Genomic DNA, 14531 nt, shown 5'->3' with positions numbered 1-14531 from the left:
TCCCGGGGCCTTCCGTCGTTCCGGCCTGCTGCCGTCAGTGGGCGTGGCCCTTGTCCCAGTCTTCGCGCTTCGGCAGCTGCTCGAACGTGTGTTCGGGCGGCGGCGAGGGCAGGGTCCATTCCAGCGTGTCGGCATAGGGGTTCCAGTAGTTCTTTTCGGTCACCCGGGCCCCGCGGGTCAGCGTGTAGAACACGATGCCGAGGAAGAACACGAAGGAGGCGAAGGAGATGAAGGCGCCGATCGACGACCACCAGTTCCACAGCGCGAAGGCCTCGGGGTAGTCGATGTAGCGGCGCGGCATGCCCTGGCGGCCGAGGAAGTGCTGCGGGAAGAACGTCAGGTTCGAGCCGATGAACATCGCCCAGAAGTGCACCTTGCCCGCCCATTCCGGATACTGGCGGCCCGACATCTTGCCGATCCAGTAGTAGACGCCCGCGAAGATGCCGAACACGGCGCCGAGCGACATCACGTAGTGGAAGTGCGCCACGACATAGTAGGTGTCGTGATAGGCCCGGTCGACGCCCGCCTGCGACAGGACGATGCCGGTGACGCCGCCGACGGTGAACAGGAACAGGAAGCCGAAGGCCCAGAGCATCGGCGTCTTGAACTCGACCGAACCGCCCCACATGGTCGCGATCCACGAGAAGATCTTGATGCCGGTGGGCACCGCGATGACCATCGTGGCCAGCATGAAGTAGGACTGCTGGGTCAGCGACATGCCCACGGTGTACATGTGGTGCGCCCAGACGACGAAGCCCAGCACGCCGATCGCAACCATCGCATAGACCATCGGCAGGTACCCGAAGATGGGCTTCTTCGCGAAGGTCGCGATCACCTGGCTGATGATGCCGAAGGCGGGCAGGATGATGATGTACACTTCCGGGTGGCCGAAGAACCACAGGATGTGCTGATACAGGATCGGGTCGCCGCCGCCCGCGGGCTGGAAGAAGGTCGTGCCGAAGTTGCGGTCGGTCAGCAGCATGGTGATGGCGCCGGCGAGGACCGGAAGGGCCAGCAGGATCAGCCAGGCGGTGACGAAGATCGACCAGGCGAACAGCGGCACCTTGTGCAGGGTCATGCCCGGCGCGCGCATGTTCAGGAAGGTGGTGATCATGTTGATGGCGCCGAGGATCGACGAGGCGCCCGACAGGTGGACGGCGAAGATCGCCAGGTCCATCGAATAGCCGCCCTCGGAGGTCGACAGCGGCGGATAGAGCACCCAGCCCACGCCCGACCCCATCTGCCCGTTGCCGCCCGGCGAGAACACCGAGGCCACGGCCAGCGAGGTGCCCGCGACATACATCCAGTAGGACAGGTTGTTCAGCCGCGGGAAGGCCATGTCGGGGGCGCCGAGCTGCAGCGGCATGAAGTAGTTGCCGAAGCCGCCGAACAGCGCCGGGATCACCACGAAGAACATCATCAGGATGCCGTGGCCGGTGATCATGACGTTCCAGAGGTGGCCGTTCGGGGTGCATTCCGCCGTGGTGGTGGCGGTCAGGCGCATGCCTTCCATGCACATGTACTGCACGCCCGGCTCCATCAGCTCCATCCGCATGTAGACGGTGAAGATGACCGAGATCAGGCCGACAAGGCCGCCCGTGAAGAGATAGAGAATCCCGATGTCCTTGTGGTTCGTCGACATGAACCACCGGGTGAAGAAGCCCCGGGTGTCGTGTTCGTGGCCATGGATGGCTGCGTCGGCCATTGGCGTCTCCCGCTTGTCTGTCCCTGAAGGTCGCTGCGGGGGCGCAGGTGGCACCGCCCGACCGTTCCATGCGTTTTCTAGAATGTCCGCCGTGCGCCGTCCACCACCGACTTTGACGCAGGTCAAGCGGATGCCGGATTCCGGCGGCGAAAAGGCGGACGCGTTGTCGCAGGGGTGCGATGACAAAGGGCGCGCCCTGCGGCGCGCCCCCGGTCCGGCCCCGTCGGGGCTTCGGTCAGTTGGTGGCCGGGGTGGCGAAGGTCGCCAGATAGGCCGCCACGTCCTCGCCGCCCTTGGCGAGCTTGAAGGTCATCTTGGACTTGGCCTTGTCGCCGCCGCCGTTGGCCTTGAGCCACTTCACCGGGTCCTTGACATATTCGGCCAGCATCGCCGCATCCCAGACCACGCCCGCCGCGCCGACGGCCTTGATGCCGTCGCCGTAGCCGAAGCCTTCCTGGCTGGCGACCGGGCGGCCGATCACGCCCCAGAGATTCGGGCCAGTCTTGGGGCCCTTGACGATCTCGGTGCCGTCGGCAGCGACGATCATGTGGCAGGTCTTGCACTTGCCGAATTCCTTCTCGCCCTTGGCGGCGTCGCCTTCGGCGAAGGCCGGGGCGGCGAGGGCGGCCGCAACAAGCGCGGCGATCAGCGTGATGGTTTTCATGGTGTCCCTTGGTCCTTCTCTCCCTGGGTCCCGCAGGCGGCACGGTATCCGAGTCGCCGGGTGTGGCGCGATGAGGGCCCTCATGCGGATGATATGCAATAGCGGCAACTTGTCACTCGCGCGAGATCGGCAAGATGGTGCGCGTCGGCAGCGGGTCAAGCCTCTGCCGGGCAGCGGAAGGCCCGCGGAAAGGTCGCCATCAGCGCCGCGTCGAGATCGGCCAGGGTGACCGGCAGGCCAAGGTCGACCAGGCTGGTCACGCCATGGTCGCGGATGCCGCAGGGGACGATGCCGCCGAAATGGCCGAGGTCGGGTTCGACATTGATCGACAGGCCGTGAAACGAGACCCAGCGGCGCAGCCTGATCCCGATGGCGGCGATCTTGTCCTCGGCCGGGCTGCCGTCGGGGCCGGGAGGGCGGTCGGGGCGCAGGACCCAGACACCGACGCGGCCCGGACGGATTTCGCCGCGCACCCCGAATTCGGCCAGCGTGGCGATCACCCAGTTTTCGAGGTCGCGCACGAAGCAGCGCACGTCGCGCCCTCGCGCGCCGACGTCGAGCATCGTGTAGACGACGCGCTGACCGGGCCCGTGATAGGTGTACTGCCCGCCGCGCCCCGCGGCATGCACCGGAAAGCGGCCCGGATCGGTCAGGTCGGCCGGGTTGGCCGAGGTGCCCGCGGTGTAGAGCGGCGGATGTTCCAGCAGCCAGATCGCCTCGGGCGCGGTTCCTGCGGCGATCTCGGCCGCGCGCTGCTCCATCGCGGCGAGCGTTTCGGCATAGGGCGAGAGGCCCGGAAGATGCGTCCATTCGACCAAGGTGATGCGCCCCCGCCCGCGTTCGGCGGTTTCTAGCCCAGCGGCGGGGGTCGGGAAACCCCTACCCTCCGGCGCGGCCCGCAGATCAACTTTCCGTTTCCCGATGCAAACATGCAGGTGTTACCATCGCGCCAGATTCGAATCTGATTGGTGGAGTCACAGACATGGCATTCCGGAATATTGCAGGCTCGGCGCTTATTGCCGCGATGGCCGTGGGTCCTGCGGGGCAGGCGGCGGCAGACAATGCACTGGTGGGCGGGATCGTCGGCGGGATCATCGGCGGCGTGATCGTGAACGAGGCCAACAAGAACCGGCAGAAGCAGCGCGTGACGACCACGCGGTCATCCTCGTCGGGCCAGACCTCGGCCACCCGCGAGGCCAACCGCGAGGTGCAGATCGCGCTGAACTATTTCGGTTTTCCGGTCGGCACGCCGGATGGCGCCATCGGCCCCCGGTCGCGCGCGGCGATCAGCGAATACCAGGCGCTGATGGGCTATCCGCCCACGGGCAACCTGAACACCTTCGAGCGTGACCATCTTGTCGCGTCCTACTATCGCGCGCAGTCGGGCGGTGCGCTGACCGGCCAGCAGATCGCGTCGAACCCGATGGGCGTGCGCGGCCTGCTGCTGACCTATCGCGACGAGCGGATGGGCGTTCCGGCCGCCGGCTTTGCCGGCGGTGCGATGGCCGGGGCCGGGGCGAATCCGTTCGCCGGGGCGCCTGCCGCGCCCGCCATGCCGACGGCCGCACCCGCGATGCCGACCTTCGCGCCCGCCGCGGCCCCGGCGGCCCCGGCGCTGCCGTCGTTCATGGGCGGCGGTGCGGGCACCGTGTCGCTGGGGACGCATTGTTCGCAGATCGCCGTGACCACCTCGGCCAACGGCGGCTACATGACCCAGATGACGATGTCGAACCCGGTGCTGGCGCTGTCCGAACAGTTCTGCCTGGCGCGCAGCTTTGCCATCGCGCAGAGCCAGGACCTGATGTCCAAGGCCGCCGGTTTCACCCCGGCCCAGATCACCGAGCAGTGCGCGGCCTTCGGGCCGGTGCTGAAGGACCATGTGGCGGCGGTGTCGATCAAGTCGCGGGGCGAGGTGCTGTCGGGCGTGCAGTCCTTCGCGCTGACCTCGGGCATGGCGCCCGCGCAGCTTGGCGCGACGGCGCGCACCTGCCTTGGCAGCGGCTATGCAACCGACAACATGGATGTGGCGATCGGATCGGCGCTGATCCTGACGGTGCTGGGCGAGCGGGCCTATGGCGAGCTGGTCGGGCACCATCTGGCGACCGGGATCGGGGCCGCCGCGCGGGCCGACCTTTCGCTGGCGTGGTACGATGACGCGCTCGGTGCGCCCGGGGCGGAGGTGCCGCAGGTCTTTGCGCCGGGCATGCCTGACCGCGCCGGACTGGTGCGCATGGCCGCCTATGGTGCGGCGGGGCGTCCGCTGCCGGGCGGGTCGGTGATGCCTGCGGCGGCGCCGGTGATGCCCGCCCCGGCACCGGTCGCGGCAGCGCCCGCGCCGGCGCCTGCGGCGGCACCCTCGGGCGGGTTCCAGATGCCGAGCTTCAACCTGCCGATCTTCGGCGGGGCCGCCAAGCAGCCCTGACCACAGCGCTTCAAGAACGGCGTGAAGGGGCCAGATTGCCCCTTCACATCGCAGCGGCGCTTCGCTAGAGAGCGCCCTGTCCGGCGCGATGCGGATGTGGCGGAATTGGTAGACGCGCAGCGTTGAGGTCGCTGTTCCTTAACCGGAGTGAAAGTTCGAGTCTTTTCATCCGCACCACCCGGACCTGATCGAAGGGCGCGCCATGGGCGCGCCCTTTGCGTTTCTGCCCGTGCCGATGTCTTGCGCGGCCGGGATTGCCGAAGGATTGGGCATCTGACTGCCCAGGGGCAGGGCGGGCACGATCCTGTTGCATTGACCGGCCCCATTCGGTTTAGTCGGGGCATGAGCGCGGAGAACGCGCCGGTATTCAGGGGGTGTCGGTTGGCCAATGAAACCCGGGACGAAGGCTTTGTTGTCTTCGATCACGTCCAGAAGAGCTACGACGGTGTTTCGCTGGTCGTGAAGGACCTGAACCTGTCGATCGGAAAGGGCGAGTTCCTGACGATGCTGGGTCCGTCGGGTTCGGGCAAGACGACCTGCCTGATGATGCTTGCCGGGTTCGAGACGGCGACGCATGGCGAGATCCGGCTGGACGGCCGCCCGATCAACCAGGTTCCGCCCGAGAAGCGCGGCATCGGCATGGTGTTCCAGAACTACGCGCTGTTCCCGCACATGACGGTCGGCGAGAACCTTTCGTTCCCGCTTGAGGTTCGCGGCATGGGCAAGGACGCGCGCGAGGGCAAGATCCGGCGCGCGCTTGACATGGTGCAGATGGGGGCCTTCATCAACCGGCGGCCGGCGCAGCTTTCGGGCGGCCAGCAGCAGCGCATCGCGCTGGCCCGGGCCCTGGTGTTCGAGCCCGAGCTGGTGCTGATGGACGAGCCTCTGGGCGCGCTCGACAAGCAGCTGCGCGAGCACATGCAGTTCGAGATCAAGCACCTGCACGAGACGCTGGGGATCACCGTTGTCTATGTGACGCATGACCAGGGCGAGGCGCTGACGATGTCGGACCGCGTGGCGGTGTTCAACGACGGCGTGATCCAGCAGCTTGCGCCGCCCGACGAGCTGTACGAACGGCCGCGCAACAGCTTTGTCGCGCAGTTCATCGGCGAGAACAACAAGCTGAACGGCACGGTCGAGGAGATCGCGGCCGGGCGGGCGACGGTGCGGCTGGATACCGGCGAGGTGATCGACGCGACCCCGGTGAACGTGACCGCCAAGGGGCAGCGCACGCTGGTGTCGATCCGGCCCGAGCGTGTCGAGTTCAAGCCCGAGATGATCCCCGAGGGTGCCCACACCATCGAGGCCGAGGTGATGGAGTTCATCTACATGGGCGATCTGTACCGCACCCGGCTGAAGGTCGCCGGGTCGGAGGAGTTCGTGATCAAGAGCCGCAACACGCAGGGTCAGCGCCGGCTGAGCCCCGGCGAGAGGATCCGGATCGGCTGGGCGCCTGCGGACGCCCGGGCACTCGATCCGGCATGACCCGTTCGCGGGACGAGGGACAATAACCAACGACCAACCGGGAGATACCGATCCATGAAGAAACTGCTCATTCTTTCCACCGCGCTGTCCGGCGTGGCGTTCGGCGCGCAGGCGCAGTCGCTGACCGTGATGAGCTGGGGCGGCGCCTACGAGACGAGCCAGGTCGAGGCCTACAACAAGCCCTTCGCCGCGATGAAGGGGATCACCGTCAACATGACGGCCGCCGACAACCCGGCGACACCGATCAAGGCGCAGGTCGAGGCGAACAATGTCACCGTCGACGTGGCCGACATCGAGCTGTCCGATGCTGTCCGCCTGTGCGACGAGGGCGCGCTTGAGCTGATCGACCCGGCGATCCTGCCGCCCGCGCCCGATGGCACGCCCGCCACCGAGGACTTCATCGACGGCGCGCTGACCGACTGCGCGGTGGCGAGCATCGTGTGGTCGACCGTCGTGGCCTATGATTCGTCCAAGACCACGGGCGTCGCCACGCTGGCCGACTTCTTCGACCTGGAGAAGTTTCCGGGCAAGCGCGGCCTGCGCAAGGGCGCCAAGGCCAATCTGGAAATGGCGCTGATGGCCGACGGCGTTCCGGCGTCCGAGGTCTATGACGCCCTGGGCACCGACGAGGGCGTGGCGCGCGCCTTCGCCAAGCTCGACACGATCAAGTCGGAAGTCGTCTGGTGGGAGGCCGGCGCGCAGCCGCCGCAACTGCTGGCCGATGGCGAGGTGGTGATGACCACCGGCTACAACGGCCGGTTCTTTGCCGCAGCGGTGGCCGAGGGCAAGTCGTTCGACATCGTCTGGGACGGGCAGATCATGGACCTTGACCTGTTCGTGGTGCCGAAGGGGGCGCCGAACAAGGATCTGGCGATGGAATACATCGCCTTCGCGACCGATACCCAGCGGCTGGCCGACCAGGCGAAGTGGATCAGCTATGGCCCGGCGCGCAAGTCCTCGGCGCCGTTCGTCGGCCTGTTCCAGGACGGCAAGACCGAGATGGGCCCCCACATGCCGACCTCGCCCGAGAACCTGGGCAACGCGCTGCTGAACGATTTCGCATTCTGGGCGGATCGCGATGTGGAGCTTTCCGAGAAGTTCAACGCCTGGCTTCTGCAGTGATCTGACGCAGCGGGGCGGCCGTCCGGCCGCCCCGCCACCAACGGAGGACCGCAATGGCGGATGCGACGATGGAGGCCCCGGCGGGCGCGGGGCTGACCACCGCGGACGGGCAGCCGCTCAAGGCGGCACTGGCGCGCGCCACCGCGCGGTCGCGGCGACGGGCGTTCCTGCTGGTCCTGCCGCTGCTGGCCTTCATCCTGATCACCTTTGCGGTGCCGATCGCGCAGATGCTGACGCGGTCGGTGGCGAATGCCGAATTCGCGCGGAACATGCCCGATCTGGTGTCTTGGTTCGATGCCAACCCCGACGCGGCGCCGGACGAGGCGGCCTTTGCCGCACTGGCCGCCGATCTGGTCCGGGCGGCGCGGGAGCGCACCATCGGGTCGGTCGGAACCCGCATCAACTATGACGTGCCGGGGACGCGGTCGCTGTTCACATCGACCGCGCGGGGGGCGGCAAAGCTGGCCGCACCCTACCGCGAGGCGCTGATCGCGGAAAACCCCGACTGGGCCCGCGCCGACCTGTGGTCGGCGATGCGGACGGCGTCAAAGACGGTGACCGGCAGTTTCTATCAGGCCGCCTTCGACCGCAAGCTGACCGCCGAGGGCACCTATCAGGCTGCGCCGCAGGACCAGCAGATCTATCTGAAACTGTTCCAGCGGACGTTCATGCTGTCGGCGGCGATCACGCTGATCTGCCTCTTCATCGGCTTTCCGGTCGCGCACCTGCTGGCGACGCTGCCGCTGAGCAAGTCCAACCTGCTGATGATCCTGGTGCTGCTGCCGTTCTGGACCTCGCTTCTGGTGCGGACGACGGCGTGGATCGTGCTGCTGCAGGGGCAGGGCGTGGTCAACAACACCCTTCTGGCCATGGGCCTCGTGACCGATGACGGACGGCTGGCGCTGATCAACAACCAGACGGGCACGATCATCGCGATGACGCATATCCTTTTGCCGTTCATGATCCTGCCGCTCTATTCGGTGATGAAGACGATCCCGCCCAGCTATGCCCGGGCCGCGCGGTCGCTGGGTGCGACGAGCTGGACCACCTTCCGCCGCATCTATCTGCCGCAGACCGTGCCCGGGATCGGGGCGGGTGGGATCCTGGTGTTCATCCTGGCGGTGGGATACTACATCACCCCCGCGCTTGTCGGCGGCGCTTCGGGCACGCTGATCTCGAACCAGATCGCGTTCCACATGCAATCCTCGCTGAACTGGTCGCTTGCGGCGGCCCTGGCCTCGATGCTGCTGGGGTCGGTGCTGCTGCTGTACTGGATCTACGATCGGCTGGTCGGCATCGACAACATGAAGCTGGGGTAGGGGCATGGACGAGATCGACCCCGCGCGCGAGCGCCTGATCGAAAAGGCCCGGGCCGAGATGGCGCTGCTGGCGCTGATCGGGGCGCTTGCCGTCGCGACCTTCCTGATCATGTTCTTCACCGAGACCCGGATGGACCCCAAGGCGGCGGCGCTTGGCGTGGTCTGCGGGGTGTTCGGCCTTCCGATCGTGGCGCTGAAGGGGCCGCTGGCAACCCGGCAGTGGCCGGGCGCCGCCGTGACGCTGGGCCTGGTGGCAGCGGTCGCCTGGATCGCGACGGCGGGCAACCTGTGGGTGGCAGCCCTTGCCGCGGCGACAGGTCTTGCCGGAGCACTGGCGTTCTATCGCATCCGGAACAACACCGCCTATCGCCCGCGCCTGAGGGGGGAACCGCGTTGAAGCTGCCCGTCTACGCCACACCCCTGGAGCGCGTCTGGGCCTGGACCTACCGGATCATCTGCGCGGCGATCTTCACCTTCCTGATCGCGCCGATCCTGATCGTGATCCCGCTGTCCTTCAACGCCGAACCCTATTTCACCTTCACCGAGAAGATGCTGACCTTCGATCCCGAGGGATATTCGCTGCGGTGGTACGACAACCTGCTGACCTTCGGCATGATGGCGCCCGATGCGACGCGGGACGGGTCGTGGTGGTCGGATGCCTGGAACAACTCCACCTGGGTGCGGGCGGCAAAGAACTCGGTCATCGTGGGGTTCTTCTCGACCATCCTGGCCACGGTGCTGGGCACGGTGGCGGCGCTTGGCCTGGCGCGCGCGGAAATGCCCTATCGCAAGGCGATCATGGCGGTGCTGATCTCGCCCATGATCGTGCCGATCATCATCACCGCGACGGGCCTGTTCTTCTTCTATTCGAACCCCTGTTCGGTGCTGGGGCCGCTGGCGCCCGAGGGCGGCTGCGGGCGGCTGACCTCGACCTATGTCGGTGTCGTGCTGGCCCATGCGACGCTGGGCATTCCCTTCGTGATCATCACCGTCACCGCCACGTTGATGGGGTTCGACCGGTCGCTTCTGCGGGCCTCGGCCAGTCTGGGGGCGGGGCCGGTGACGACCTTCTTCAAGGTGCAACTGCCGCTGATCACGCCGGGCGTGGTTTCCGGCGCGCTGTTCGCCTTTGTCACCTCGTTTGACGAGGTGGTGGTGGTACTGTTCATCGGCAGCCATGACCAGCAGACGATCCCGCGCCAGATGTGGAACGGCATCCGGGAACAGATCAGCCCCTCGATACTGGCGGTGGCGACGATTCTGGTGGTGGTTTCCATCGCGCTTCTGACCACGGTGGAACTGCTGCGGCGGCGGTCGGAGCGGCTGCGCGGGGTGAGCCCGGCCTAGCCCGGCCGCGCGCCCTAGGGCAGCAGTTGCAGCCAGACCCAGGCCGTCACGAGACAGCCTGCGGTTCCGAACAGCACCGACGAGGCCGACACGCGCCTGGCCGCGTCGTAGAGGTTCGCGTAGAGATAGGCATTGACCCCGGGCGCCATCGCCGCCGTGATCACCGCCGACCGCATCGCATCGGTGCCGAGGCCCAGCAGATGGCCCAGCCCGAAGGTCACGGCGGGATGCAGGATCAGCGACACCGCGCAGACCATGGCAATGGTGGCGCGGTCGCCCTCGGGCCGATAGCGGTTCAGCACGCCGCCAAGCCCGAACAGCGCGGCCGGGATGGCGGCGACCGCGATCATCTCGATGGCCGACCAGGCAACGCCCGGCAGCGGCAGGCCGGTGACGTTCACCGCCAGGCCTGCGCTCAGCCCCAGGATCAGCGGCTGGCTGATCAGCCCCTTGCCGATCAGCCCGGAGATCGCCACCGGCGACAGGCCGGTTCCCCGCGCACGCGCCAGTTCCATCAGCGAGATGCCGAGGATGTAGAGCAGCGGGGCATGGATCGAGATGATCGCATAGTTGCCCGCAAGGCCCTCGGGGCCATAGGCGCGCTCGGTGATGGGCAGGCCAAGCAGCAGCGTGTTCGAAAAGGCCGCCGTGAACCCGATCGACAGGGCGTCGACCGCCGACCGCCCGAAGATGCGCCGCGCCGCCAGGTATCCCGCCCCGTAGGACGCGATCACGCCCAGATAGAAGGCTGCGATCAGCGCCGGATCGAAGGCCTGCGCCAGATCCAGCCGGGCGACGCCGCGGAACAGCAGGCAAGGCACGGCGAAGGTCTGGGCAAAGCGCATGACGCCATCGACCATGCCGTCGTCGAACAGCCCGGCCCGGGCCGCCGCATAGCCTGCGCCAAGCACGAGGAAGACGGGCAGGATGACCTGAAGAAGGGCTTCCATCGGGACCTCGACGTGGTGGCGGCGCCGCGCGCTGGCCGGTCAGCCCGCAGGCCACGATTCCGGCCGACCCGCGTCCGGGATAGGCGCCGCGCCGCGAAAGGGCAAGGCGCGGCGGCGCCGGTCAGGCGACGGGCAGTTCGATCACCATGCCATCATGGGCGGGGGTGACGTGTGGCGGCGTTTCGGCATCGACCTCGGCATGGTCGAGGTCGATGTGCATGTTCGTCAGGATGGCGCGGGCAGGGGCGGCGCGGGCGATCCAGTCAAGCGTGAGGGCGAGGTGCGCATGGGTCGGGTGCGGCTTGCGCCGCAGCGCGTCGACCACCCAGACGTCAAGGCCCTGCAGATGCGGCCAGCTGTCCTCGGGGATCGCCACGGCGTCGGGCAGATAGGCCAGTTGCCCGATACGGAAGCCGAGCGTGTGGATCGTGCCGTGGTCGGCCTCGAAGGGGTCCAGCCGTATCGCGCCGCCGGGGCCTGCCACGGTCAGCGGTCCGTCGATGGTGAACAGATCGAGGATCGGCGGATAGGGCGAACCCGCGGGCTGCACGAAGGCATATCCGAAGCGCGACAGCAGCGCGTCCTGTGTCGCCCCGTCGGCCCATACGGCCAACCGCCCGCGCATGTTGAACACGATCTGCCGCAGGTCGTCGATGCCATGGACGTGATCGGCATGGGCATGCGTGTAGACCACCGCATCCAGCGTGCCGACGCCCGCATCCAGCAGCTGCTCGCGCATGTCGGGCGAGGTGTCGATCAGCACGCGGGTGGTGCCGCCGGCGCCGATGCGTTCGGCCAGCAGGGAACAGCGGCGGCGGCGGTTGCGCGGATTTGCGGGATCGCAGGCGCCCCAGTCGTTGCCAAGGCGCGGCACCCCCCCCGAGGACCCGCAGCCAAGGATCGTGAAGCGGTACCGATCGGTCATGCGGCCGCCCGGTGTCCGGCAGCCTTGGCGAAGAGCCGGTCGAAATTGGCCGACGTGATCCTGGCGAAATCGTCAAGGCTCAGGCCGAACAGGTCGGCCCCGACCCGGGCGGTGTGGGCCGTGTAGGCGGGTTCGTTGCGGCGGCCCCGGTGCGGCGGCGGCGCCAGATAGGGGCTGTCGGTTTCCAGAAGGATGCGGTCGACGGGCGCGGCCGCGAAGATCGCGCGCAGGTCGTGGCTTTTCGGAAAGGCCGCGATGCCCGACATCGACAGGTAGAACCCGAGGTCGAGCGCGGTCCGCGCCAGTGCCGCGCCGGACGAGAAGCAGTGCATCACGCAGGAATAGGCGCCGTTGCGGAATTCCTCGGACAGGATGCGCGCCATGTCATCGTCGGCGGCGCGGGCATGGATGATCAGCGGCAGGCCGGTTTCGCGGGCGGCGTCGACATGGACCCGCAGCGATGCCTGCTGCACGGCGGCGGTGTCGGCGGTGTAGTGATAGTCCAGCCCGGTTTCCCCGATGCCGACGAACTTCGGGTGCCGCGACAGCGCGACCAGGGTGTCGGTGGTGACCGGCGGGTCCTCGGCCGCGCGCATCGGGTGGACACCTGCGGCATAGAACAGGCCAGGCGTCGCCTCGGCCATGGCGCGGACCTGCGGTTCCTGATGCAGGCGCGTGCAGATCGTGACCATCCGCGTGACGCCCGCAGCACGGGCGCGGGCGATGACCTGCGGCAGATCCTCGGCAAAGTCGGGGAAATCGAGGTGACAGTGGCTGTCCACGATCTCGGGCGGGGCGGCGGGGGTCATCGGGGCATCCCGGGGGGTCATCTCTGGGCGAGGATTCCCGCCGTCTCGTCGATCCTGAGGAGCATATCCATGAGAAGCGCAGCAGGGTCAAGGTTGACCGCCCGGCCCCTGCGGGCGCGGGCGCCGAGCGTCTGGGCAAGGTCGGCCCAGGCGCGGGCGGTCGCGGCGTCCGGGGCCAGGCGGGCGAACAGCGCGGCCTCGCCCGGGGCGGCCTCGGGGGCGGGATGGCCGCTGGTTCCGGCGCGCGCCAGCCGCGCCAGGGCGGTATCGACCAGGCGCACCGTCAGGTCGAAGCGCGCCTCGGCGCCCTTGCCCGCGACGGTGTCGGACAGCGACAAGGCGCGGGGCCGGTCCATCCGGGGCAGGGTGGCCAGCAGATCCACGATCCGCCGGTAGAGGTCGAGCCCTTGCAGGGCCTCCAGCCGGATGGCCTCGCCCGGGGCGCCGCCTGCGAGTTCGGCCAGCGCGGCGGGGTCGGGGGCCTCGAACCCGGCCTGTTCCATGGCACGTGCCAGGTCAGCGGGGGTGAGAGGCGACAGCCGCAGTTCGCGGCAGCGCGAACGGATCGTGGGCAGAAGGCCCGCCGGGCGGTGGCTGATCAGGAAGAAGGTGACGCGGGCGGGCGGTTCCTCCAGCATCTTCAGCAGGGCATTCGCGGCGTTGGTGTTCATCTCGTCCGCCGAATCGATGATCACCGCGCGGTGGCCTCCGTCGGCTGCGGACAGGTGCAGGTATTCGGTAAGCTTGCGCACGTCCCGCACCGTGATGACCGGGGATACCTTGTCACCTGCGTCTGTCGGCCCCCGCCGCAGCAGGTACAGCCGCCCCTCCGACAGGGCGCGCATCCGGCGGGCGACCGGGTGTTCGGGGTCGACATCCAGCGTGTCCGGCGGCGGCGGCGCACCGAACAGTCCGTCACCGGGCGCTTCGGCGGTCAGCAGGAAGCGCGCGGCCCGCCAGGCGAAGGTCGCCTTGCCCAGGCCCTGCGGCCCGGTCACCAGCCAGGCGTGGTGCAGTCGCCCCGACGCATGGGCGCGCAGGAAGGCGGCTTCGGCCTCGGTGTGACCGAACAGGCGGGCGGTCTCGCGCGGGTGGGGCACGCCCTCGACCCGGTCGGGTTCGGGCAGGTCGGACGGTTCTGACCTGGGCGCGCGGCTCATCGCGCGTCGAAGGCGGCAAGGACGTCGCCGGCGACGCTGGCGGGGGGGCGCGCGCCGTCGATCACGCGGAACCGCGTGGCATGGGCGGCGGCAAGCGCCAGAAACCCCTCGCGAAGGCGGGCTTGCAGTGCGGCGCCCATGTCCTCGAACCGCAGTTCGGCGCCTGCGCGGGCGCGGGCGCGGGCAAGGCCGGTCGTGGCGTCGATGTCGATCAGGAAGGTCAGGTCGGGTTCGGTGCCGATCATCCGGCTGTGCAGGTCATCGACCATCGCGCGCAGCCGGTCGCCGCCCTCGCGCGCGGTGCCCTGGTACATCCGCGTCGAATCCGCGAAACGGTCGGTGATCACCACCTCGCCTCGGGACAGGGCCGGGCGGATGGTGCGTTCCAGATGGTCGCGGCGGGCGGCGGTGAACAGCAGGATCTCGGTTTCCGGCGACCAGCGGTCGGTGTCGCCCTCGAGCACGAGGCGGCGGATGTCCTCGGCCCCTGGGCTGCCGCCCGGTTCGCGTGTCAGCGTGACCGCAAGGCCGCGCGCCCGCAGCGCTTCGGCCAGGAGGCGCGCCTGCGTGGTCTTGCCCGACCCGTCGATGCCTTCGAAGCTGACGAACACCGTGCCGTGCCG

14 protein-coding genes and 1 tRNA gene are annotated in these 14531 nt (G+C 68.4%); 7 read left to right on the top strand and 8 right to left on the bottom strand.

Annotation, left to right across the window (positions count from 1 at the left end; translation table 11 throughout):
- Positions 1-34: 34 nt before the first annotated feature.
- The 3 genes from ctaD to lipB form a co-directional block, all read right to left on the bottom strand.
- Complete coding sequence (gene ctaD, locus KF887_16265) at positions 35-1705, bottom strand: cytochrome c oxidase subunit I (protein ID QYK40929.1); 1671 nt, start codon at positions 1703-1705, stop codon at positions 35-37.
- Positions 1706-1940: 235 nt separating this feature from the next.
- Positions 1941-2369 carry a cytochrome C gene (locus KF887_16260; GenBank protein ID QYK40928.1) on the bottom strand — a complete coding sequence of 143 codons (429 nt, stop codon included), beginning with the start codon at positions 2367-2369 and terminating at the stop codon, positions 1941-1943.
- Between the two features lie 155 nt (positions 2370-2524).
- Positions 2525-3193 carry a lipoyl(octanoyl) transferase LipB gene (gene lipB, locus KF887_16255; GenBank protein ID QYK43618.1) on the bottom strand — a complete coding sequence of 223 codons (669 nt, stop codon included), beginning with the start codon at positions 3191-3193 and terminating at the stop codon, positions 2525-2527.
- Positions 3194-3351: 158 nt separating this feature from the next.
- Here lipB and KF887_16250 point away from each other — a divergent pair, with 158 nt between their 5' ends.
- The 7 genes from KF887_16250 (at position 3352) to KF887_16220 (ending at position 10064) form a co-directional block, all read left to right on the top strand.
- Entirely contained in the window at positions 3352-4791 is a 1440-nt protein-coding gene (locus tag KF887_16250) for a peptidoglycan-binding protein (GenBank protein QYK40927.1), read from the top strand.
- Between the two features lie 90 nt (positions 4792-4881).
- Positions 4882-4968: transfer RNA gene (locus KF887_16245), tRNA-Leu, on the top strand.
- Positions 4969-5133: 165 nt separating this feature from the next.
- Positions 5134-6276: an ABC transporter ATP-binding protein gene (locus KF887_16240; protein QYK40926.1), complete on the top strand. Its 1143-nt coding sequence runs from the start codon at positions 5134-5136 to the stop codon at positions 6274-6276.
- Between the two features lie 54 nt (positions 6277-6330).
- Positions 6331-7398, top strand: coding sequence for an ABC transporter substrate-binding protein (locus tag KF887_16235; GenBank protein ID QYK40925.1), 1068 nt, complete (start codon positions 6331-6333; stop codon positions 7396-7398).
- A gap of 53 nt (positions 7399-7451) precedes the next feature.
- Entirely contained in the window at positions 7452-8717 is a 1266-nt protein-coding gene (locus KF887_16230) for an ABC transporter permease (GenBank protein QYK40924.1), read from the top strand.
- A gap of 4 nt (positions 8718-8721) precedes the next feature.
- Positions 8722-9114, top strand: a complete 393-nt coding sequence (locus KF887_16225) for a hypothetical protein (protein QYK40923.1) — start codon at positions 8722-8724, stop codon at positions 9112-9114.
- On the top strand, positions 9111-10064 hold the full coding sequence (locus tag KF887_16220; protein ID QYK40922.1) for an ABC transporter permease: 954 nt from the start codon (positions 9111-9113) through the stop codon (positions 10062-10064). The genes KF887_16225 and KF887_16220 overlap by 4 nt, the downstream gene beginning before the upstream one ends.
- Before the next feature lie 14 nt (positions 10065-10078).
- Here KF887_16220 and KF887_16215 read toward each other — a convergent pair whose 3' ends face one another.
- The 5 genes from KF887_16215 to tmk form a co-directional block, all read right to left on the bottom strand.
- A complete protein-coding gene (locus KF887_16215; GenBank protein QYK40921.1) occupies positions 10079-11014 on the bottom strand; it encodes an AEC family transporter in 936 nt (311 codons plus the stop codon).
- Positions 11015-11135: 121 nt separating this feature from the next.
- Positions 11136-11939 carry an MBL fold metallo-hydrolase gene (locus KF887_16210; GenBank protein ID QYK40920.1) on the bottom strand — a complete coding sequence of 268 codons (804 nt, stop codon included), beginning with the start codon at positions 11937-11939 and terminating at the stop codon, positions 11136-11138.
- On the bottom strand, positions 11936-12748 hold the full coding sequence (locus tag KF887_16205) for a TatD family hydrolase (GenBank protein ID QYK40919.1): 813 nt from the start codon (positions 12746-12748) through the stop codon (positions 11936-11938). The genes KF887_16210 and KF887_16205 overlap by 4 nt, the downstream gene beginning before the upstream one ends.
- Positions 12749-12765: 17 nt before the next feature.
- Positions 12766-13908: a DNA polymerase III subunit delta' gene (locus KF887_16200; GenBank protein QYK40918.1), complete on the bottom strand. Its 1143-nt coding sequence runs from the start codon at positions 13906-13908 to the stop codon at positions 12766-12768.
- Positions 13905-14519 (bottom strand): dTMP kinase, encoded by a 615-nt coding sequence (gene tmk / locus KF887_16195; protein QYK40917.1) that lies wholly within the window; start codon positions 14517-14519, stop codon positions 13905-13907. The genes KF887_16200 and tmk overlap by 4 nt, the downstream gene beginning before the upstream one ends.
- Positions 14520-14531: the final 12 nt, after the last annotated feature.

Source organism: Paracoccaceae bacterium (genome assembly GCA_019454225.1).
Lineage (GTDB): Bacteria > Pseudomonadota > Alphaproteobacteria > Rhodobacterales > Rhodobacteraceae.
Note: the sequence above shows the minus strand (reverse complement) of the source record. Positions and strands in the feature narration are given on the sequence as shown.

Excerpts from the sequence above, each read along its gene's own strand:
- ctaD (QYK40929.1), bottom strand. The coding sequence starts at position 1,705 with ATGGCCGACGCAGCCATCCATGGCCACGAACACGACACCCGGGGCTTC.
- KF887_16260 (QYK40928.1), bottom strand. The coding sequence starts at position 2,369 with ATGAAAACCATCACGCTGATCGCCGCGCTTGTTGCGGCCGCCCTCGCC.
- KF887_16250 (QYK40927.1), top strand. The coding sequence starts at position 3,352 with ATGGCATTCCGGAATATTGCAGGCTCGGCGCTTATTGCCGCGATGGCC.
- KF887_16240 (QYK40926.1), top strand. The coding sequence starts at position 5,134 with ATGAGCGCGGAGAACGCGCCGGTATTCAGGGGGTGTCGGTTGGCCAAT.
- KF887_16235 (QYK40925.1), top strand. The coding sequence starts at position 6,331 with ATGAAGAAACTGCTCATTCTTTCCACCGCGCTGTCCGGCGTGGCGTTC.
- KF887_16230 (QYK40924.1), top strand. The coding sequence starts at position 7,452 with ATGGCGGATGCGACGATGGAGGCCCCGGCGGGCGCGGGGCTGACCACC.
- KF887_16225 (QYK40923.1), top strand. The coding sequence starts at position 8,722 with ATGGACGAGATCGACCCCGCGCGCGAGCGCCTGATCGAAAAGGCCCGG.
- KF887_16215 (QYK40921.1), bottom strand. The coding sequence starts at position 11,014 with ATGGAAGCCCTTCTTCAGGTCATCCTGCCCGTCTTCCTCGTGCTTGGC.
- KF887_16210 (QYK40920.1), bottom strand. The coding sequence starts at position 11,939 with ATGACCGATCGGTACCGCTTCACGATCCTTGGCTGCGGGTCCTCGGGG.
- KF887_16205 (QYK40919.1), bottom strand. The coding sequence starts at position 12,748 with ATGACCCCCGCCGCCCCGCCCGAGATCGTGGACAGCCACTGTCACCTC.
- KF887_16200 (QYK40918.1), bottom strand. The coding sequence starts at position 13,908 with ATGAGCCGCGCGCCCAGGTCAGAACCGTCCGACCTGCCCGAACCCGAC.